This is a genomic window from Halosegnis sp., from assembly GCF_042216475.1.
Taxonomy (GTDB): Archaea; Halobacteriota; Halobacteria; order Halobacteriales; family Haloarculaceae; genus Halosegnis.
Window position 1 is genome coordinate 24909 of the sequence record NZ_JBDGTV010000009.1, and the last position, 20080, is coordinate 44988.

The 20080-nt window shown below is 68.0% G+C and carries 19 protein-coding genes; 10 read left to right on the forward strand and 9 right to left on the reverse strand.

Translation table 11 applies throughout. The features are described from left to right. Nucleotides 1–38 precede the first annotated feature (38 nt). Nucleotides 39–302: a hypothetical protein gene (locus ABEJ63_RS05775; protein WP_375795405.1), complete on the reverse strand. Its 264-nt coding sequence runs from the start codon at nucleotides 300–302 to the stop codon at nucleotides 39–41. Between the two features lie 115 nt (nucleotides 303–417). Between ABEJ63_RS05775 and ABEJ63_RS05780 the strand changes: the two genes are divergently transcribed. Beyond that, nucleotides 418–1323 carry a GAF domain-containing protein gene (locus ABEJ63_RS05780; RefSeq protein WP_375795406.1) on the forward strand — a complete coding sequence of 302 codons (906 nt, stop codon included), beginning with the start codon at nucleotides 418–420 and terminating at the stop codon, nucleotides 1321–1323. Beyond that, complete coding sequence (locus tag ABEJ63_RS05785; protein WP_375795407.1) at nucleotides 1320–1991, forward strand: hypothetical protein; 672 nt, start codon at nucleotides 1320–1322, stop codon at nucleotides 1989–1991. Before ABEJ63_RS05780 ends, ABEJ63_RS05785 begins: the two co-directional genes overlap by 4 nt. Before the next feature lie 49 nt (nucleotides 1992–2040). Here the strand turns inward: ABEJ63_RS05785 and ABEJ63_RS05790 are convergent, their stop codons facing one another. The 4 genes from ABEJ63_RS05790 to ABEJ63_RS05805 all read right to left on the reverse strand — a co-directional run bounded on the left by ABEJ63_RS05790 (nucleotide 2041) and on the right by ABEJ63_RS05805 (nucleotide 5000). Further along, nucleotides 2041–2514, reverse strand: a complete 474-nt coding sequence (locus ABEJ63_RS05790) for a hypothetical protein (protein ID WP_375795408.1) — start codon at nucleotides 2512–2514, stop codon at nucleotides 2041–2043. An 848-nt stretch (nucleotides 2515–3362) separates the two neighbouring features. Continuing rightward, nucleotides 3363–4019 carry a BGTF surface domain-containing protein gene (locus tag ABEJ63_RS05795; protein ID WP_375795409.1) on the reverse strand — a complete coding sequence of 219 codons (657 nt, stop codon included), beginning with the start codon at nucleotides 4017–4019 and terminating at the stop codon, nucleotides 3363–3365. A gap of 262 nt (nucleotides 4020–4281) precedes the next feature. Further along, the gene (locus ABEJ63_RS05800; protein WP_375795410.1) at nucleotides 4282–4713 is read right to left on the reverse strand and encodes an ArsR/SmtB family transcription factor; all 432 of its coding nucleotides are present in this window, start codon (nucleotides 4711–4713) and stop codon (nucleotides 4282–4284) included. A gap of 2 nt (nucleotides 4714–4715) precedes the next feature. Continuing rightward, nucleotides 4716–5000 carry a hypothetical protein gene (locus ABEJ63_RS05805; protein WP_375795411.1) on the reverse strand — a complete coding sequence of 95 codons (285 nt, stop codon included), beginning with the start codon at nucleotides 4998–5000 and terminating at the stop codon, nucleotides 4716–4718. Between the two features lie 256 nt (nucleotides 5001–5256). On the opposite strand from ABEJ63_RS05805, the gene ABEJ63_RS05810 reads away from it, so the two are divergent. Next, nucleotides 5257–8538, forward strand: coding sequence for a PAS domain S-box protein (locus ABEJ63_RS05810; protein ID WP_375795412.1), 3282 nt, complete (start codon nucleotides 5257–5259; stop codon nucleotides 8536–8538). A 172-nt stretch (nucleotides 8539–8710) separates the two neighbouring features. Here the strand turns inward: ABEJ63_RS05810 and ABEJ63_RS05815 are convergent, their stop codons facing one another. Further along, complete coding sequence (locus ABEJ63_RS05815; protein WP_375795413.1) at nucleotides 8711–9853, reverse strand: FAD-dependent oxidoreductase; 1143 nt, start codon at nucleotides 9851–9853, stop codon at nucleotides 8711–8713. Between the two features lie 502 nt (nucleotides 9854–10355). Between ABEJ63_RS05815 and ABEJ63_RS05820 the strand changes: the two genes are divergently transcribed. Continuing rightward, the gene (locus ABEJ63_RS05820; protein ID WP_375795414.1) at nucleotides 10356–11927 is read left to right on the forward strand and encodes a class I adenylate-forming enzyme family protein; all 1572 of its coding nucleotides are present in this window, start codon (nucleotides 10356–10358) and stop codon (nucleotides 11925–11927) included. Between the two features lie 63 nt (nucleotides 11928–11990). Here ABEJ63_RS05820 and ABEJ63_RS05825 read toward each other — a convergent pair whose 3' ends face one another. Beyond that, nucleotides 11991–12362: a hypothetical protein gene (locus tag ABEJ63_RS05825; protein WP_375795415.1), complete on the reverse strand. Its 372-nt coding sequence runs from the start codon at nucleotides 12360–12362 to the stop codon at nucleotides 11991–11993. 64 nt (nucleotides 12363–12426) lie between these two features. Beyond that, nucleotides 12427–13584 carry a glycosyltransferase gene (locus ABEJ63_RS05830; RefSeq protein ID WP_375795416.1) on the reverse strand — a complete coding sequence of 386 codons (1158 nt, stop codon included), beginning with the start codon at nucleotides 13582–13584 and terminating at the stop codon, nucleotides 12427–12429. 100 nt (nucleotides 13585–13684) lie between these two features. On the opposite strand from ABEJ63_RS05830, the gene ABEJ63_RS05835 reads away from it, so the two are divergent. From ABEJ63_RS05835 to ABEJ63_RS05860, 6 genes are all read left to right on the forward strand, one after another. Then, the gene (locus ABEJ63_RS05835) at nucleotides 13685–15643 is read left to right on the forward strand and encodes an aldo/keto reductase (protein ID WP_375795417.1); all 1959 of its coding nucleotides are present in this window, start codon (nucleotides 13685–13687) and stop codon (nucleotides 15641–15643) included. Further along, nucleotides 15640–16437, forward strand: coding sequence for a CDP-alcohol phosphatidyltransferase family protein (locus tag ABEJ63_RS05840; RefSeq protein ID WP_375795418.1), 798 nt, complete (start codon nucleotides 15640–15642; stop codon nucleotides 16435–16437). Before ABEJ63_RS05835 ends, ABEJ63_RS05840 begins: the two co-directional genes overlap by 4 nt. Nucleotides 16438–16563: 126 nt before the next feature. Next, entirely contained in the window at nucleotides 16564–17565 is a 1002-nt protein-coding gene (locus ABEJ63_RS05845) for a zinc-binding alcohol dehydrogenase (RefSeq protein ID WP_375795419.1), read from the forward strand. Beyond that, nucleotides 17565–17987, forward strand: a complete 423-nt coding sequence (locus ABEJ63_RS05850) for a 6-pyruvoyl tetrahydropterin synthase family protein (protein WP_375795420.1) — start codon at nucleotides 17565–17567, stop codon at nucleotides 17985–17987. The genes ABEJ63_RS05845 and ABEJ63_RS05850 overlap by 1 nt, the downstream gene beginning before the upstream one ends. After that, entirely contained in the window at nucleotides 17960–18850 is an 891-nt protein-coding gene (locus ABEJ63_RS05855; RefSeq protein ID WP_375795421.1) for an SAM-dependent methyltransferase, read from the forward strand. The genes ABEJ63_RS05850 and ABEJ63_RS05855 overlap by 28 nt, the downstream gene beginning before the upstream one ends. 6 nt (nucleotides 18851–18856) lie before the next feature. Beyond that, nucleotides 18857–19411 (forward strand): metal-dependent hydrolase, encoded by a 555-nt coding sequence (locus ABEJ63_RS05860; protein ID WP_375795422.1) that lies wholly within the window; start codon nucleotides 18857–18859, stop codon nucleotides 19409–19411. Nucleotides 19412–19464: 53 nt separating this feature from the next. Here the strand turns inward: ABEJ63_RS05860 and ABEJ63_RS05865 are convergent, their stop codons facing one another. After that, the gene (locus ABEJ63_RS05865; protein ID WP_375795423.1) at nucleotides 19465–20016 is read right to left on the reverse strand and encodes a phosphatase PAP2 family protein; all 552 of its coding nucleotides are present in this window, start codon (nucleotides 20014–20016) and stop codon (nucleotides 19465–19467) included. Nucleotides 20017–20080 lie beyond the last annotated feature (64 nt).

Here is a 20080-nt window from a genome sequence, read left to right on the forward strand (position 1 = left end):
GTGGTGGTCGATTCGACGACCTCCGCGAGGTCGACCGGCTAGGGGGCTCGCTCCGGGCGGTCGGCTACCACGATACCGACGACGAGTTCGGCGTGGCGTACGTGCGCGATGACCTCCTCCCGCAGTACCCGGCCGAGCGGGTTGCCGAGTTTATCGGCGCCTCCCGGGACGTCCACCGCGACCTCCGGACTATCGACCACGGAATGGGAGCCCCGCGCGCCAGTCACCACCTCCTCGACGAGGGAATCATCGTCCAGTTCCACTTTGCCGACGAGGGCGTCGTCTTCCTGTCGACGAACCAAGGGGTCGGGGGGATTTCACGCAATTCGTCGGCGACTGTCTCAACCACATGCGATGAGAGGCGAAGAGTGGTCGGCCGAGCGATAGATATGTTACGGGCGGGGTTCGATTACCATCGTGTCACAGCCGCGCGTGCTCTGTGTCGACCCGGACGCCGAGGCCCGCGAGCAGACGGTCGCACACCTTGCAACAGCCCTCGAAGGACTGGGTGTCGTTATCGACGCCGCCGGGACGCTGGCGGACGCTGAACGCGCCCTCGCGGCCGACCGGGTCGACTGTGTCGTGACAACCCACGACCTGCCGGACGGGACCGGACTGGACTTCGCGGCTCATCTCCGAACGGCGTCACCGGACGCCGTCTGCGTGCTGTTTACCGACGCCGACCCCGCCGAGTTGCCGACCGACCCCGTCGGCGAGGTTGTGGTCGAGTACGTGCCCACGGATGTTCGGGGCGCCCACGACCGGCTGGCAGCGACGGTGAGGGCGGCGTTGGTCCAACATGCAGGCGACTCGTACCCGCGGCCCGCTGACGAACCAGAGCGGCTAGCCGTCCTCTCCGAGTTCGACCTCGAGGCAGACGGCCTGCGGGCGTCGCTCGACCGGGTGGCCGACCTCGCGGCGCTCCACTTCGACATGGCCGGTGCGTCGGTCAACATCATCGGTGACCACGACCAGTCGTTTCTGGCCTGCCAAGGGATGACGACCGACTGGGAGACGGGGCCTCGGGCCGACTCTATCTGTACGTTCACCACCGTCGAGGACGACCCGGTGACGGTCATCCAGGACGTGCAGTCTGATCCGCGGTTCGTGTCGGTTGACAGGATTGCCGAGCGGGGCATCCGTTTCTACATGGGGGCGCCGCTCGTCACCGCCGCGGGCCACGCCATCGGCACGCTCTGTGTTTACGACAAGACAAGCCGGACCGTCGACCGCGAGGACCGCCGGTTCCTGCGGACGCTCGCGGACCTCGCGATGGACATCCTCGAAGAGTACCGTACGCCCGCGGCTGGAGGTGACCCATGAGTGACGCACCCGACGGCTACGCGTTCACCGACGGGCTCCCGCTGCCGGTGGTCCCTGCAGGGACAAACTTGCTCGTCGCCGGCAGGGCAATGAGCGTCGCCCGCGACCTGGCGCTCTCACTGACTGTCGCGGACCCGAGCGGCGACGATGGCGCCATCCTCGTATCGACCAACACCGCCCCGGACAAGCTATTCCGGCAGTGTGGCGACATCGCGCCAGGACTGGCGGCCGACCGACTCGCCATCGTCGACTGTAACGGCCAGACCGGCGAGGAGGCCGCCGCCGCGGATGTCCGTGTCGTGTCGGTGCGCCAGCCGAACGACCTCACGGGCATCGGAATCCACTTCTCGCAACTGTACGAGCGGTTCCACGACGCCGGCGTCCAGCAGGTGCGGACAGGCGTTGTCGGTGTCTCGACGCTTTTGCTGTATACGGACCTCCGGCCGGTATTCCGGTTCCTCCACGTGATGACGGCCCGCGTCGAGCAGGCCGAGGGCTTGGGCGTTTTCCTCATCGACCCCGGCGCTCACGACGAGCAAGCGATGAGCACGCTCACCCAGCTATTCGACGGCCGCATCGACGTCGAAGAGACGGACGACGGGACGCCGCGGCTCCGAACTCGGGGGCTGGCCGATGGGCCGGAGACGTGGACCGAGTTCGACGTGTAATCGGCTGCCAACTCCTGGAGCGGTGGGCGTCTGCTCGCAATGTGTGTGCTCAATCAATACTCCAGCAGGCGAGCGTTCGATTGGCCCGCACGAACCGCCGATTGGTGATACGGTACGTCGTCGGATACGCCTGTTTACCAGTCACGTTAGTTGTCGAGAAGTGCACGGCCAGCTGGACCCGAACCGCGAAGCCGCCAGAAATCGGCTCGACAGTGACCTTTCGCCACGAGAGTCGGTCGATTGTGACAGCGCCGAAGTCGGCAACGAGCCGTGCTCGCTTGTAGCGTCGCTCGTAGGTGGTCGCCAGCGACCGTGCACGTGCCTCGGTTAGCGCATCCGGCTTGGACGGTCTCGATAGGTTGTATCGGGGCGGCTCCGCTGTACAGCTCGAGGTCGGCAACGATGTCGCCGTCGATGTGGCTGACTGTGGCATCGTCTGTTGAGGCTCTCCAGGGCCGAGGCCGACGCAGCCGCTCACCAGCAGCAAAAGAACGACCACACCTGTCGTGACGATATCACGCATGGAACATGTAATCAGAGGTGTGAGAAGCGCGGTGTCGTCGCCCATTGGTTGCCTGGCGCGCCACCGACGGATAGCCACGGTCGGGTGCTTGCGGCCAGGAGCAGCATCAGAGCCAGAGGCAAGATGTTTTCAGCGCTCCGAAAACGGCGATGACGGCTTAGTGGCCGACCGCAGCGTGGATTGCCGCCGGCACCTCGAGTCGCGACCCGCCGTATGTTCATACCGTGTATCACCCCTGAAAGCCCTCGGTGAGGGCGAGTGTTCCGTTTCCGACCTCAATCACGGCCGTGTGGGCAGGCCGTGGCCCGAGTCGACACCTGAGACGGGCCTCGGTGCGCGTATCGAGCGTGACCGTCAGGTCGTACTCGCCGGGGGCCACCAGAGCGGACTCACTTTCTGTATGACCGGGCAGCAGGTGATACTGTCTGTGGGCGGTCGTCGTACCGTCGACACTCACTGCCGTGAGTTCGAGGTCGTAGGCCCACTGAGTATCGTAGCTTCGGATATGGACTGACTCACTATCAACATCCCCAATCGGCGCTGTAGTCGGGTCGCGATGGGAGCGCTCCGTCGTATGAACTCGCCGCGCGTCGTGCTGCCCGCGCATAGCTCCAGGTTCGGCTGGCATCGGTATAGGCCCCGCCGAGAGTCAAACGGGTGTTTGAGTGTGGAACGGCCGCACACAGGACCCAATATCAGATAGACCAGGTGTGCCGTCGGTGATGGCACCGAAATCCGGAGTACAGTCGTCGACGTGGGAGTCGACGATTTAGTGGTGGCCCGCAGCGCCGGAGCGTTGTATACCGATACTCAGTAGCGACACCAGCCACCGGGCGATTGGGATCCGTTCACTGCTGGACGATACCGTCGGCCGTCGCCACCACTCGCCCGCCGTAGCGGACGGTGATCTTGAACGTTGTGCCAGGCTCGATGTCGGCGAAGTCGACTATTGTCGCGAATGTGCCGGTCGCCGTAGTCTCCGTGTTGGTACTGCTGAGGAACGGATTCGTACCGCTGTTGCGAACGCGGATGACCAGCGGTTCCCCGGCTGGAAGCGCACTCGTTCCGGTGATTTGCTGGTCAGCGGCCGGCTTGACCGTGAGCCGCTCGCCCTCGTAGTCGAGCTGCACCGACGGGTCGGGATGGACGACCCGACCAGGTTCCTCGGCGAGGACAAACTGGTACCAGAACACGCTCGCGGTGAATGTGGTCCCGATGGGGACAGACGAGAGGTCGACAGTCGCCATGAAGCTACCACCTTGTTCGACGGTTGCCTCGCTGCTTCTGATGAACGGCGACGAGCCAGCCGAACGGAGCCGGACACGGAGTTGGGTTCCGGCGGCAAATCGCGTCTGGCCTGTCACTGTTGCCGTGTCACCGCCAATCGAGAGGCGACCGCCGTCGAACGTTAGCCGGGCAGCCTGCGAGTCGGCCGTCGCAGAGCCAACAGCTGAGAGGGCCCCGACTGCAGCAGCACCACCGGTGAGCAGCTGGCGCCGGTTCATCGGCCGTCACCCCGGCGACCAGCTCGGACGACCGCAGCACAACCAGTATGCACGGTGCTATTACTGTCGCGTGGAGGGCTGGATACCATGCCGTGTGTGGTTACCGTGGTGCGGGCAATATAGCGACCGAAGGGTCAAATGTGGGTTTGAGGAATGGCGCTGGCCGCCACTGCTGAGAGGTGCTGTCCACCGTGCGACAGTTTACTCTGAACGTGGCGCTCTGAACTCAGCAACGTCGGTGTGTCGACGGCCGTGGCGGGTATCAGTCCGAGACAAGCTGCGGGACGGGTGGGTCGTCTGTCGGCTCTTCGGGAGGATCGTCAGGGTCGTTGACTGCCGACGGCTCGGCGTCTGCGACGTCGGCGCCGGCAACGATGACCAACGGGTCGTTCGTCGGGCCGTACACCGCCATGGCTTTGCCACGCGACGAGTACCATGTATCGACGACCTCGACGAGGCCGACATCCTGGAGGCGTGTCAGGTGATACTGGGCATTCTGCAGTGACGTGTCGGCGGTGGTGGCCAACTCCGACGCGGTCGCTGGGTCCTCGTAGACCTCCGCGACCAGCGTCCGGGCAGTCTGGCTGGTAAGCGCGCCGATGATATCGCCGGCATCCGCCAGCGGGAGGGTTTTGCCCGCCGGGTCCCGTTCAACGTCGTCACGAAGCGGGAAGATGGACTCCTGTGATGCCATCCTTACTCTCGTCGGTGCGCTCGCCGGGCACGGCCGGCGGCAATGAGTCGATTCACCGTGCGGGTCGCCATCGCGACGCCCTCGGCAACGAGCCGAGTAGGGCGGACACCCAGCCACCAGAGGAGGCCAGCGACGGCGAGCCCGCCGCCGACTGCGGGAACAGTCGCGGTAACAACCGTCGTCGCCACCGCCACGGTGTACATCGCCAGCCCGACTGCGAGCGCACCAGGACGGGGGACGGGCGGCCCGTGGTGACGGGGTGTCGGTGTCGGTATGTGGTGTCGCATCTGTAGTTCTACGTCTCTCCTACTTCCCTACAGGACTGGTCGCTACACGCGTTGGCGCGCCGGCGACCGGTGGCTATAGATATAGCGTTGCGTCCAGAGCGTGCCGTCCATCCGACACGAGCGCCGGCAGCCATACCCCTGTGGCCACACGTCGACAGCCGTCCACCACAGAGCGGGGATGGCCGTCCGCTTGCTGTGTGTCATTTCGTATCGAGCAGGGCCAATCTTCAACCGTGTGGCACGGGAGGGTGTGCTCATGGAGACGGAGGGAGGGGGGCAGCGACGCCTCTTAATCGGGGCCGGCGAGGCGTCGATCGCCGGGACCGTCGCCGACACCCTCGAGACCGCGGGGGATGCAATCGTCGCCGAGCCGGTTGGGTCGGGCGCCGCACTGCTCCGGCGGGCCACGACAGCCACCATCGACGGTGTCGTGCTCGACGGCAGCGTCGACGGGCCTGAAGCGGTCGTCGCGCGGCTTACCGCGGTGACGACGGCACCGGTCGTCCTGCTTGCTGATGCCGCCGAACCTGTTACGGCAGCCGTCGAGACAGGCGTCGCGGACGTGTTTCCACGAGCGACAGGCCACAGTATCTCGGCGGCAGCCCACATCGTGCAGGCACTCGTCCAAGCCAGCCAGCGCGCCGCCGGCAATGAAAAGCGTGAGGACGCCACCGGCGACGAGCAGGCGTACCGTGAGGTGTTCGAGAACGTCAGCGACGGGCTGGTGGTCCATGACCCCGACACGGGAGAGATTCGCGACGTCAACCGACGGTACTGTGCGTTGACCGGCTACAGTCGGGCGGGGCTCATCGGGTCGGACATCCGTGCGATTGTGCCTGATGATCCCGAGTACACCGTCGAGCAGGCAGTTGCCCGTATCGAGCAGGCACGCGAGGCTGGCCCGCAGCTGTTCGAGTTCAAGGGCGAACGCAAGGACGGCGACACGTTCATCGCCGAAGTCAACCTCACCACGGTCACCCTCGACGGCAGCGAGCAGGTGCTCGCGAGCGTGCGCGACATCAGCGAACGGGCCGAACAGGAGCGTGAACTCGCGGAGCAGCGCCGGCTCTACGAGACGCTCGTCGAGCAGAGCCCCAACGGCGTCGTCATCGTCCAGGACCGTGAGGTCAAGTTCGTTAACCCGCAGATGACCACGCTAACCGGCTGGTCGGCCGACGAGTTACAGAGCCGGCCGCTGCTGGAGATTATCGCGCCGGAAGACCGCGATCTCGTCGAACGCCGATACGAACAGCGGACCCGGGGCGAGAATCCGCCCCAGAACTACGAAATCACCATTCTGACCGCCGATGAGGAGCGACGCAACATCGACCTGCACGTCTCCCGCATCGACTACCGTGGGGCGCCGGCAACGCTGGCGACGTTCAACGACGTGACAGAACTGCGGCGCCGCGAGGAGGAACTCCGGGAGAGCGAGCGGCGATTCCGCACCATCGCCGAACGGGTCGAGGAGATCATCTACCTGGCGAACGCCGATTTGACCGAGGTCGAGTACGTCAACGCGGCTTACGCCGACATCTACGGGCGACCCGTCGCCGAACTGGACGAGGACCCACGGGCATTTCTCGAGGCGGTCCACCCCGAAGACCGCGACGACTACGAGGCAGACCTGGAGGCGATGCTCGCCGATATCGAGGCCGGCGACCCGGACGACCGCTACGAGTTTGACTTCCGGATAAAGCGGCCGGACGGCGAGGCGCGGTGGCTGGAGGCAACCGGCTATCCGATACTCGATGCGACCGACCAGCCAGACCAGTTCGTCGGTGTCGTCACAGATGTCACAGAACGGCATCGCCGCGAGCAGACCCTCGAGACGTTCCACGAGGCGACCCGCGAGTTGACCGCCGCGGACTCGCGACAGGCTGCCTGCGAGCGGGCTGTCGACGCTGCCACGGACGTGCTGGGGTTCCCGTTCGTGGCGGCGTATCTGTACGACGAGGAGACGGGCGTGCTCGAGCCAGCAGCAGTCTCACCACAGTTGGAGACACGCGCCGGGAGCGTGCCGGCGTTCGAGCCCGGAGAAACACTCCCGTGGCAGGTGTTCGTCGATGGAGAGGCGGTCACGAACGCCGAACTGACCACAGAGGTGTACGGGCCCGGAGTGCCGGCGCCGGATATCGTCCTGCCGCTGGGCGCTCATGGCGTGATGCTGGTCGGTGCACCGACGACGTTCGACGCTGAAGCGGTCGAGCTTGCACAGATACTGGCAGCGACCGTAGAGGCGGCGCTCAACCACGTCGCCGGCGAACGCGCGCTCACGGAACGGGAAGCGGAACTCCAGCGCCAGCAGGAACGGGCTGACCAGCTCGAGCGGCTCAATACAATCATCAGAGATATCGAGCAGACGACCGTCGAGGAGACATCACGGGCGGGGATTGAGGAGGCCGTCTGCGCCCGTCTTGTCGATGTCGACCGACACGACCTCGTCTGGATTGGCGAACCGACCGTCGGCGAGGATGGACTCGTGGCTCGGACGAGTGCGGGCAGTCCCGACTCGTACGTCGACGGGCTCGCGAGCATCATCGGGCCAGACGGGGCTCAAGCGGGCGGTCATCCCGCCGTGGCAGCCTATCAGACCGACGAGCCGCATAGCGTCGACAACATCGCGACCGAAATCACCGGCCGTGACTGGCGGAGCCACGCGCTCGGCCACGGCATCCAGTCGGTCGTTGCGGTACCCATCCAGTACGAGACGACCACGCATGGCGTGCTCGTCGTCGCGTCGACAACGCCCGAAGCGTTCGACGAGGCGACTCGCGAGGTGCTCGCGGAGCTGGGCCAGTCAATCGGCTACGCAATCACTGTCACGGAACGCGAGCAGGCCCTCGAATCCGCGGGGACGACCGAACTCGAATTCACCACCGACGACGAGGGGCTGTTCATGATTCGCGGGGCCGCAGGCGGCGACTGTCGTGTGACCCTCGAGCGGACAATCCGCCGAACTGGCGGGGCCTTCTCCATGTTCTACAGTATCGAAGGCGCCGACCCCGAGGCGGTCGTAGAGCTGGCGAACGCCGCTCCGAGTGTCGAAGCCGCACAGGTCGTGAGCGCCGACGAGACTGGCCAGAGCGGCCTGATCGAGGTGACTGCACCTACCTGGTTCGGGTCGGTCTTCACCGAACACGGCGCCGTCGTCCGGGAGGCGACGGCCGAGCCCGACGGCGGCCGGCTGGTTGTCGAGACGCCACGAGGGACGGATGTCCGCGGGCTCGTCGAGGGGTTTCAGGATCGGTATCCCGACACCACGCTCACGGCCCAGCGACAGCGCGAGCGGACGATTCGCTCGCTGTTCGAACTACAGGATACGCTCCAGACAGCACTGACCGACCGCCAGTGGGAGGCGCTCGAGACGGCCTATTCGGCGGGCTACTTCGCGTGGCCGCGCGACACCAGCGGCCAAGAGGTTGCCGACCTGTTGGGAGTCTCGCAACCGACGTTCAACAAACATCTCCGGATCGCCGAACAGACGGCATTCCAGATGCTGCTCGACCACGAATACGAGGAGCGAGGCCAGTCCTGACCCGCTCAGCTGTAGTGTGAATGTCTCGACCGGACTAGCACCAACAGAGCCGGCCCGTGATAGAAACTACGAGCGCATACCCCCGTCTTCAGGCGGAGGAGGAAGAGGTCAAACTGCTACACAGCCGAGCGATGGCGGCCACTCGAAGCGGTGACGCGAGGGGTGGATTCGATTACTCCTCGAACATCGAGCAGTCGATAGCTGGCGCTGAGGCCTGCTGTCCGAAGCAGGCGGCGAGCCGGTCGCCGCGAAGCGCCGGAATGGCCGGCTCCCGGGCAGCCAGCCTCGACTCGACATCGGCGAGTGGTCGGGCAGCAGCATTGTCGAGGGCAAGCTGTGTGAGCCGCGAACGCCGACGGGCGGCATAGTCGGCCAGCCGCGCTGCCGGCGCGTCCGTCCGGCCGGTCAACTCGGCAGCCAACACGGCCCCATCTTCGAGGGCGAGGATAGGCCCCACACCGGTGAGCCGGTGATGGGCATGAGCAGCGTCGCCGACCAGGCCCACGCGGCCGTCCGCAAAGCAGGGCTCGGCGATGCGAAAGTCGGCCGCACACCATGTCTGGAAGGGCTGAGCGGCCGCATCTGCGTCAGCCAGTCCCCATTCGAGTGGCGAGCAACATTCGAGGACTGCATCGCGGTCGTCGAGCGTATCCGGGACGGTCGTAGGGACGGTGAGCCAGCCGACAGCGCGTCCATCGGCCGGCGTCGGCAACTGCCTGAATACCGTGCCATCGGGCAGCCAGGTCTCGGCGACCGCATCGCATGTGTCCGCGAGCGACACGGCGACGCTCGTCGTTCCGGCGAACGACGCCCCCGGCTTGTCGAGGTGGGCCCGAGTGGACGAGCGTGCCCCGTCCGCGCCGATAACGACGTCAAACTGCTCGCGGACGCCGTTCGCGAATTCGGCCGTCACGCCGCCGCGAGTCGGTCGCAGCGCCTGGAGTGTCACTCCCATGTGGCGACTCTCGGTCGGAAGCCCAGCAGCCACCGTCTCGCAGAGCCGGCCGTACTCGATGACGAGGGCGCCAGACTCGTCGGTCGTGGTCAGGCGGGTCGTGACCGACCCATCCGGCCGGCGATGCGTCCACTCGGTGACCAATCGACCGGCCCGCCGGACAGCGTCGCCGACGCCAAGCCGGTCCAGCAGTTGCAGTGCGTCCGAACAGAGGGTGATCGCGCCCTGGAACGACTCGCTGGTCGCCTCCCGCTCGATGACGACCGGGTCGAGGCCGGCCGTCTGGAGCCACCGCGCACACGAGAGACCGCCGAGTCTACCGCCGACGACGAGCACCTGGATATCGGTAGCCGTCGACACACGTGGTCACCTCACCGCTGGCACCCCCGGACGGACTGCCACACCAGTTCGGACGCGCGAGTCACCGGGCGCGACAGAGTGGTGACGGCACCCTGCTGCTGGGCAGACTGGCAAGCGCCACCAGGCCGGTACGGGTCGCGAGCAGCGCCGTGCCCCTGTCGGCGGCAAGCGACCGGGATGTCTATCGATTGGCAATGACCGGATGGAGAGATCAGCGTGGAGGCTCTCATACTCACGCGGTACACCGCAGGCGGCTTCCATACTGGCGCCTACGCACGTAGCGCAGCCCGTCCCCCCGGGCTATACATATTGGACAGTGAGCAGCGACGGCGGGGGGCTGGCCCTATAAGTTGATACGGAACGAGCAGACGTCACCCCGTTCACGGGGCAGTCCGAGCGTCAGCCCGGGGCCGCCAGTCGACCGTCGGCTTCAGCCGTGGGCGGAGGTCTCCCCGGAGATTGACCCCTACCGCTTTAGCCGCGGCGCCACGGGGAGGTGTGTATGCCAGCCGGACCGGGCCAGCGAATCGAGGACCTGCTCGCGACACGCGTTGAGAAGACGCCCGACCGGCCGTTCCTGCGGTTCCCCGCGGCGAACGGTACCGGAGACGACACCGCCGACAGCTTCCGGGCGGTGGCCGATCGCGCCAAACAGTACGCCAACGCACTGGCAGCCGCCGGCGTCAATCCCGGCGACCGTGTGGCGGTCTTCCTGCCGAATCAACCAGCGTTCGTCTTCCTGCTGTTCGGGGCTGCCTACCGGAATGCCGTGCTCGCGCCCGCGAACCCGGCATACACAGCCGGCGAACTAGAACACGCGCTCGGCCTCTCGCAGCCGACCCTGCTCGTGACGACACCCGACCTGGCGGCGACGGCCCGCGAAGCCGCTGCCGACACGGCCGTCGACCGCATCCTGACCACCGAGGAGACTGCGACCCACGACTCACTGCCCACACTGGCCGACGACCAACCGGCGACAGCACCCGGCCACGATGGCGACGCGGCGACCGTCGGCCTCCACATGTACACGTCGGGGACGACCGGCCCGCCGAAGGCCGTCGAGTGTCGCCATCGCAACTGGACCCACAGCGCAGTCGACTTCCAGAAGCGACTGGGGTTCACGCAGGCGGATACGCTGTTGACGGCACTGCCACTGTTCCACGCCAATGCCCAAATCTACTCGACGCTGGGGGCAGTCGCCGCCGGCGCGACGGTCGTCATTCGGGAAGAGTTCTCCACCTCGCGGTGGTGGGACTGGTGTCGGGCCGACGACGTCACGGAATTCAACGCGATGGGGAGCATGCTCGCGATGCTGGCCAACCGACCGGAACAGGCCGACGACGCCGACAACCCTGTCGAGCGTGTCTTTTCGGCGGGGACGCCGCCCGAACTCATCGAGCCGTTCGAAGAGCGGTTCGATCTCCGGGTCGTCGAAGGGTACTCGCTCACCGAGGACCCGCTGCTCGTGTTGAACCCGCCCGACCCGGCCCGACGGCGGGTGGGGAGCATCGGCCTGCCGCCGGCCGAGAAGCGGCTCCGCATCGTCGACGAAGACGGCAATCCGCTCCCGCCCGGCGAGAAGGGTGAGATCGTCCAGAAGGGGCCGGCGACGATGGCCGGCTACCACCGCCAGCCGGAGAAGACCGCCGAGGCAATTGAGGACGGCTGGCTTTACACCGGCGACTACGGGAAACGCGACACGGACGGGTTCGTCTACTTTCTTGACCGGAAGAAGGACATCGTCCGCCGGGGCGGCGAGAACATCTCCTCGTTTGAGGTGGAGGGCGTTATCAAATCGCTCGAGGCCGTCGAAGAGGTGGCGGTCGTCCCGTACCCCGACGAGTTCTACGGCGAGGAGGTGAAGGCGCTCGTCAGGGTCGCCGAGGGGGCGGACCTCTCGCCGGAGGCGGTGATCGACGCCTGCCGCGGTGAACTGGCCGAATTCAAGTGGCCCCGTTACGTCGAGTTCGTCACCGACTTCCCGTACACGCCGACCGGCAAGATTCAGAAACAACAGCTCCGCGAGCGGGAGACCGAGACAGAGCCAGACCACTACGACCGCGAAGCCAGTTGACAGGCCAGCGGACGACGACCGGTCGACGGCGGGAGCGTCCCGCTGGTCACGCCGGGGAGGATGTCACTCTCGTCGGTACAGCGTCACCAGCACGAGCACGAACAGCACCTGCACCACCTTGTCGCCGATGCCGAGCGTCGAGAAGTTGGGGGCGTTGACGGCGTACCACGCGCCAATCTGAATGAGCGTAAACGGAATGCCGAGCAGGTAGAATAGCCGGCGTCGGTAGTCGACGAGGATGGCACCTGACCCGACGAGGAACCCGACACCGGCGAGGATGAACGAGATGCCGAGCGGACTCGGGGCGAACTGCACGCCCAACACGAGATGAAGCACGCCAGAGATGACGGCCAACAGGACACCGAAGTAATGGACGGGAGTGAGCGAATCAGTCGCGAGCGACAGTGTGCCGCCGCTCTGCGTTTGGGTTGCCATATCAACACATTGGTCGCGAGTCACTTAGTCGGTCGCAAGCCGGCAGATGCTAGGCCGGCAGATGCTAGTCCGGCAGAACCGCCGCAACGTGGGCCTGAACGGCGTCGGCGAACCGATCACGGCCGAACCGGTCGCGGGGCAGCGTCGGCGTCAGCCCGCCGTCGACGGCAGCCGCGATACGGTCGACAGCGCCGTCGATGCCGTCGAACAGGAGGCGGTCGTCGCCCGCGAGGACATCAGCTTGGCCGCCGTCGGCCGGCGCGAACGCCACCATCCCCGCAGCGACGTACTCGGCGACGGCCATCCCGAAGTGCTCGTGCGGCTTCATGTTGAGCCCGTACCGATACTGCCCTAACAGCGTCTCGACGCGGTCGCGAGCGACATCTGTCTCCAGGGTGACGTACGGCCGGTCGGCCGCGGCTGCCCGCACTTGGCCGACATACCGACGGTACGCCGCCGGCGCGGTGCCGACGATGTGACACGTCAGCTCGTAGCCGCGCTCGCGAAGCCGGTCGACGACGGTGATAGCCTCACGGACTCGCTTGTCGGGGGCCACGCGCCCGAGGACGAGTACGCCCGGCTCCCGGTCGGCCCACGGTCGGCCGTCGACCGGGTCGACCGGCGGGTGACACACCGTCGGCCGGCGGTCGTAGCGGCGCTCGACGACATCGGCAGTCCAGGCAGAGTTGGCCAGCAGCCGGGTCGATGCGAGGTCGGCGGTCGTCGGCGCACCCAGCCGGGTCCACAGTGGGTCGAGCCGGCCCGATTCACCAGCCGCCAACCGTCGAGCATGGAACTGCGGGAAGTGGACGTACTGAACGGAGGGCAGCGGCAGCGCCACCTCGTTGGCCGTGCTGACGGCTGCGTCGAACGCAGTCGCACGCCGAGCCACGAACGCCCGCAGGAGGACGCTCCGGGCGGCGAGTTGTGGCCCGACGTACGGCGTGAGGGCAGCGAAGCCGGCGGCCAGCGCCGCCGCGCCGGGAGGCTGGGCGAGCCTGACAGTCGGTGAGTCACCGGCCGTCGCCGACCGTGGCGCGGCCGCCGGGACCGTTCGCAGGTCGACGTCGAACTGTGCGGCGACGGTCTCGGGGGCAGTCCGCGAGACGGTGAACAGCGTGACATCGTGGCGGGTCGCGAGGGCCCGACAGACATGGACGCAGACGGCGTCGGCGCCGCCCCGGAAGTCCAACGTGTTGTGGAACACCGCGACCCGGGCCATGACCGAGCGAGGGTCGCCCCGGGCTTGAATCCTCCTCGCGAACGGCGGCACACGTGGCCGCCACGCCGGGGTATTTGCCGCGTGCGGTCCATCAAAGCGTGTGGACTGTGTGTTCGTCGGGGCAGGGGCTGTCGCCGAGAAGTACGCCGCAGGACTCGGTGACACCTCGCTAACGCTCGCCGCTGTCTGCGACCGCGAGCCCGAGCGTGCGAAGGCGCTCGCCGACGCCCACGATGCTACCGCCTACACCGACCTCGCGGCACTGTTGGCCACTGAGTCGGCGCCGCTAGTTGTCAACCTGACCGGCCACGCGAGCCACGCGGGCGTCACGGAGACGGCACTACGGGCTGGCCGGCACGTTTACTCAGAGAAGCCGCTCGCGCTTGCCCCCGACCGTGCGGCAGACCTGCTCGGGCTGACCCGCGACCAGGAACTCGCGCTCGGCTGTGCCCCTATCGCTCCTCGGTGTGACGCCCAACAGCACGCCCGCCGACTCCTCGACGACGATCGACTCGGACCAGTCCAGTTCGCGACGGCGACGGCCAACGTCGGTCGGGTCGACCGCTGGCACGAGCGGCCCGAGTCGTTCCTGTCGGTCGGACCGCTGTACGACGGTGCCGTCTACCCGCTAGCAGTACTGATTGACTGGTTCGGTCCCGTCGAGCGGGTGCGGCGCGCCGACGCGATCGACGCCTGGCCGGCGGGCGCCGACACAACACCGACCGCACCAGCGCACGTCGAGGCGACGCTCGGGTTCGCGGACGGGCCGGTCCTCGCGTTGCGGGCCAGCTTCTACGTCGACCACCGAAGCCGGGAGTTCTTCGGCATCGAGTGTCACGGCGACGACGGGACGCTCCGTCTGGCCGACGCTGGCGCACTTGCAGCCGACCGCGACGCGGTGACCGTCCGAGGTGACGACCGCGAGCCAACCGTCGCACCTCACCAGGCACCGCGCCGCGAGCAGACCCACCTCGCAGGCCCAGCACGACTCGCCCGCGCTGTCGAGCGAGGGCGACGACCACGGCAGAGTGCTCGCCGAGGTGCCCACATCGTCGCAGTGTGTGCGGCCATCGAGCAGGCGGCCGAGACCGGTGACACCGTCTCCGTCGCCGGGCCTGCTATCGATCCGCCGAGCCGGTCGCCAACGTCCGTCCGGCCTCCACCGGACGGCCGGCCGGTCCGCGGGGGCCTCCGGTTACCGCCGGTCGGCTTCGGGTGTTCACGCTACCGTGGCGACAGCTATGTCGAGCCGGCACTCGGGGCCGCTCTCGACGCTGGGTACCGCCTGTTCGACACGGCCGAACTGTACGGCAACGAGTGGCGGCTGGGTGACCTGCTGACCGGGGCAGGCGGGCCCGCTCGCGAGAGCGTCTTCCTGCTCGGGAAGCCCTGGCGGACGAACCACGGTCCCGGCCACCTGACACGCGCCTGTGAGGGGTCGCTGGCCGAACTCGGCGCCGACGCGTTCGACTGTTATGCGCTTCACTGGCCGGGCGCGTGGCGCCACGTCGACGACCTGCAGGCGCTCTCGAAGCAGCCCGTTGCCGAGCAGGAGCGGCTGACGTTCCCGACGACGGGCGGGGAGCCCGACCGGGCCGACCATGGACTCGTCGAGACGTGGCGCCGGATGGAGCAACTCCACGAACGCGGACTCGCGCGAACGCTCGGCGTCTGCAACGTGACACTCCCGCAGGTGGCACGACTGGTCGACGCAGCCCGGGTGCCGCCGACGCTCGTCCAGGTCGAATTACACCCGTACCGCCCGCGGACGGCACTGGTCGACTGGTGTCACGCACGCGGGATTCGCGTCGTGGCCCACTCGCCGCTGTCGGTGCCGGGGCTGCTCACGGACCCGGTTGTCGAGGCGGTGGCCGATGAGGCTGGGCTCGCCCCGGCGACAACCGTGCTCGCCTGGCAGGTGGGCCGCGGTGTCGTCCCCATCCCCTCGACGAGCGATCCCGATCACGCGGTCGCCAATCTGGCGGCCGCCCGCCACCGGCTCGACACGGCCGCACAGCGCCGACTAACCGCCCTCGCTGACCCGGCCTTCGAACGATGACACGCCTCTCTGCCAGTCTGCGTGGCCAGTGGTGGCTGACGGGGGCGGCGTTCCTGCTCGCGACCGTCGGGATGGCGGCACTCCTCGCGTTTGCCGTCGACCGGACGACGGCCGCTCGATGGCTCGTGGCCGCTGCTGGGCCCGTCGGCTACGCCCTGTGGGCGCTCCGCCGTGGCCTGCCGGCAAACCACCCGCCTGAGGGTGTCGCGAGCGACGGCGCCGGCCGCCACCAGCGTCTCGGGCTGGCAAACGGCGTGACGCTGGCGCGGGGGTGGCTGTACGCGGGTGTGGCCGGCTTCCTGCTCGTCCCGCCGATTGGGAAAGTTCAGTGGCTGCCGGCGCTCGGCTACGGGCTGGGCGCGGCGCTGGATCGGCTAGACGGCGGGCTCGCACGGACGCTGGGGCGGCCGACCGAACTCGGGCGACGGCTCGACCTCGCGTTCGACACGCTGGGGTTTCTCGTCGCGCCGCTGGTGGCCGTCGCGTGGGGTCGGCTCCCCGTCTGGTATCTGTCGCTGTCGGCGGCACGTTACCTGTTCAAGTTCGGCTGTTGGTGGCGGCGACGGCGCGGCCGACCGGTGGGTGACCTGCCGGCAAGCCGGCTCCGACGGCCGTTAGCCGGCCTCCAGATGGCGTTCCTGGCGGTCGCGCTGGTCCCCGTCGTCTTTGCCCGGCTCGTCGCGCTGGTCGCACCGGTCGTGCTGGCGCCGTCGCTGGCGGTGTTTGCCCGCGATTATCTTGTCGTGGCAGGCCACGCGGGGGAGCCGAACGGTAATGAATCTCCCGCGCGATAATGAGTACGTGACTGAGCCACGAGGTGGGGGAAGCCGGGACGTGGCCCTCCGGGTCGCCCACGAACCGTGGACGACGCCGGCGCCACGCCGCGAGACGGACCCGCACGCGAGCACTGCCGCCGGCTGATGGACGCCCGGCAACTCACATTCGTCGGTCCTCGAGAGGTGACGCTGCGAGAGGTGTCGCTGGGCGAGCTCGCCGACGACGCCCTCCGCGTGGAGACACACGACTCTGCCATCAGCCCCGGAACAGAGCTGCTCGTCTACAACGATGAGGTGCCCGCCGGGATGGCCGTAGACGCGACTATCGACGCGCTCGACGGCGAGTTCGCGTACCCGCTCGCGTACGGGTACGCAGCCGTCGGCGAGGTGACCGCGACGGGCGCGGCCGTCGACGACGACTGGCTGGGCCGGCGTGTGTTCGCCTTCGAGCCACACGCTGACCGGTTCCACGTCGTCGCCGACGCCGTCGTTCCCCTACCGGAGACGGTCGGGACGACCGAAGCAACGCTGCTCCCGACCGTCGAGACGGCGACGAACCTGGTGCTTGACGGCCAGCCGCGCGTTGGCGAGCGGGCGGTCGTCTTCGGTGCCGGCCCCATCGGTCTGTGCACCACCCACCTGCTGGCGGAGTTCCCGCTGGCGGAACTCGTGGTTGTAGAGCCGCTGGCAGGCCGCCGCGAGCGGGCCAGGGCACTTGGCGCTGACCGAGCCGTTCCACCCGCCGAGACACCCGACTTTGCCGACACGACACCCGGGGGCGCAGATCTCGTCTACGAACTCTCGGGCGAGCCGGCCACGCTCGATGCCGCCGTCGAGACGGTCGGTTACGACGGCCGCGTGCTCGTCGGCTCGTGGTACGGGAGCAAGCGCGCGCCTATCGATTTGGGTAGCTCCTTCCACCGCGACCGGATTTCGGTAACATCGAGTCAGGTGAGCACTATCGCACCGGCACTGCGGGGCCGCTGGGACACCGACCGCCGATTCGATGTCGCGCTCGCCCGGCTGGACGCGCTGCCGACCGACCGCCTGCTGACCCATGACCTTCCGTTCGAGCAGGCGGCCGACGCCTACCGACTGCTCGACACCAACCCTGAGGAGACGCTCGGGGTCGTTCTCACGTACTGATGGCACCGACACCACCCGACGCCGACCCGTCGACCGCCGTGCCCGAGCCGTACCAGCTCACCGTCCGGCGGTCGTTCATCGCACAGCACTTCCTGACCGTTCCCGACCCAGGGCCGGAAGGCGTCCCGCACAGCCACGAGTTCACCGCCGAGGTGACGTTTGCGGCGCCGACGCTAGGCGAGTACGGCTACGTGGTCGACATCGACGCCGTCGAGGCGGCGCTGGATTCGATCGAGACCCGCTACTGCGACACGCTACTCAACGATCTCCCCGAGTTCGACGGGAACCCGAGCGTCGAGCGGTTCGCCGAGCGGGTCGGCGACCGGCTGGTTGACCAGCTCGACGAGCCGACGCCGACCCGACTGGTGGTCCGGTTGTGGGAAGACGACCTCGCATGGGCGAGCCACGAGCGACAACTGTGACGACCGAGACCGGCCAGGCGCACGCCCAGCCACGGTATCTGACGGCCAAGCGGGCAGTCGACGCCCGGGCCCGTAACCGCCGGGTGCGCAGCCGCCTCCAGGCGGCCGTTGACGGCCAGCCGCGCGTCTACGAGGCCGGCCCTGGTGCGGGCCTGACGGTGACCGACTTGTGTGCGTGGGGACTCACACCGGCGACGTACCGCGGCATCGAGGCAGACGCCAGCGTCGCTGCGTTCGCCCGGTGGCTGGTTCCACGGGTGCTCCGGCGGCAGGGATACGATGCTGCGGCGACAGCCGACGGCTGGACGCTCGACGGTGCCCCCGGCCGCATCGAGGTGGGCGACGCCGTGACTGCTCTGCCGACCGACGCTCCCGCCGACCTGATTGTCGCCCAGTCGTTCCTCGACCTCGTGGACGTGGACGCGGCGCTGGACGCCTTCGAGCGAACGCTCGCGCCCAGTGGGCTGGTGTACGCGCCGCTCACCTTCGACGGCGTCACGCTGTTCCGGCCCGCCCACCCGGCCGACGCGACAGTCATCGAGCGGTTCCACGCAGCTATCGACGCCGAGCCAGGTCGGGACAGTCGGGCTGGTCGACAGCTGCTGGAGACGCTCCGGCGCCGTGACGGAGAGCTCGTGGCCGCCGGGAGCGCCGACTGGGTCGTCCGGCCGGTCGATGGCAGCTATCGCGACGACGAACGGCACTTCCTCGCGTGTATCCTCGGGTTCGTCGCCGACGCACTCGGTGACGCGTCCGGGTCGGAGGCCGACGAGTGGCTCACGGCTCGGCGGCGCCAATTGGCGGCCGGCGATCTCACCTACGTTGCCCACAACTACGACCTGCTGTGGCGCGGGCCGGGGTGACCGTCGATGATGGTCGTCACCCACGTCGCGGTTGGCCTGCTGGTCGCGACGCCGATTGCCGTGTTCACGCCGGACCTCGCCGTGCCGGCGGCGGTCGGTGCTATCAGCGGCGGCCTCGCCCCCGACCTCGACCTGTTCGTGGGCGAACACCGCCGGACGCTGCACGTTCCCGTACTCGGGCCGCTGGCGGCCGGCCCGGCGGCTCTCGCGTTCGTTCTCGTGCCGTCACCGGTGACTGTTGCCGTCGCCATCGGCGTGCTCGCGGCCGGTATCCACAGCCTCAGCGACGTGCTGGGTGCCGGAGCAGAGCTGCGCCCGTGGGAACGAACGACGACCGACGCCGTCTACGACCACGTTGGCGGGCGCTGGCTCCGGGCGCGGTACGTGATTCCCTACGATGGGGCGCCTCGTGACCTGCTCGTCGCGGGTGTAGCCGCCGGTCCGCCACTCGTCGTCTACACCGGGCCGGTGCGCTGGGTGCTGGGCGGCCTCCTCGTGGTCGGTGTTGGGTACACCGCGTTGCGACGCCAGCTGGTACCGTATCTCGAACGAGTCGCCTGAGGCACCGATTGCCCTCCGCCCACTCATAGCGGGGGGCGTCTGTTCGGTACGTATCACGGCTGGGCGGCGAGCCATGACGGCCAGTCGACCCGCGCACAGAGGCGCCTCGCAAGTAGGACCGCCCCAATACCGATGGCGACTCCGGCGACGGTGTCGGAGAAATAGTGCGTTCCGAGGTAGATACGAGAGCCAGCGACGGCTCCGGCAAGCAGGGCAGTCGGGGCGGTTGGGAGGCGGTCAGTACCACGGGCGACGAGCGTGAAGACGGTCGCGGCCGCCGCGTGCCCAGACGGAAACGAGTGGGCGACGGCGGCGTCGGTCACACAGACTGGGTGGGGTGGAAACGGCCGCTGGACGGCGAGCATCAGCCCACCGACGGTGACGCCCGCAAGCAGGAGCGCGACCGCCGACCGTCGGACCAGCCCGTGCCAGCCGGCCAGGCGGAACAGCCCAACGACCACGAGCGCAGCCGTCGCCGATCCCAGCCCGGTCACCGACGTCATGACTTTTGTCAGCAGCGGCGAGCGAAGGGCGACGACCAGTTCGACGACGCGAGCGTCGACGGCGACCACGACCTCGAGAAGTTCGGCGAGCGGCGCTGCCATCGCCGGCGAGAGGGGCCCAAATGGTATCGGTCCACCGCTCGCGGCGGCTGGTGTGGGCGAGACC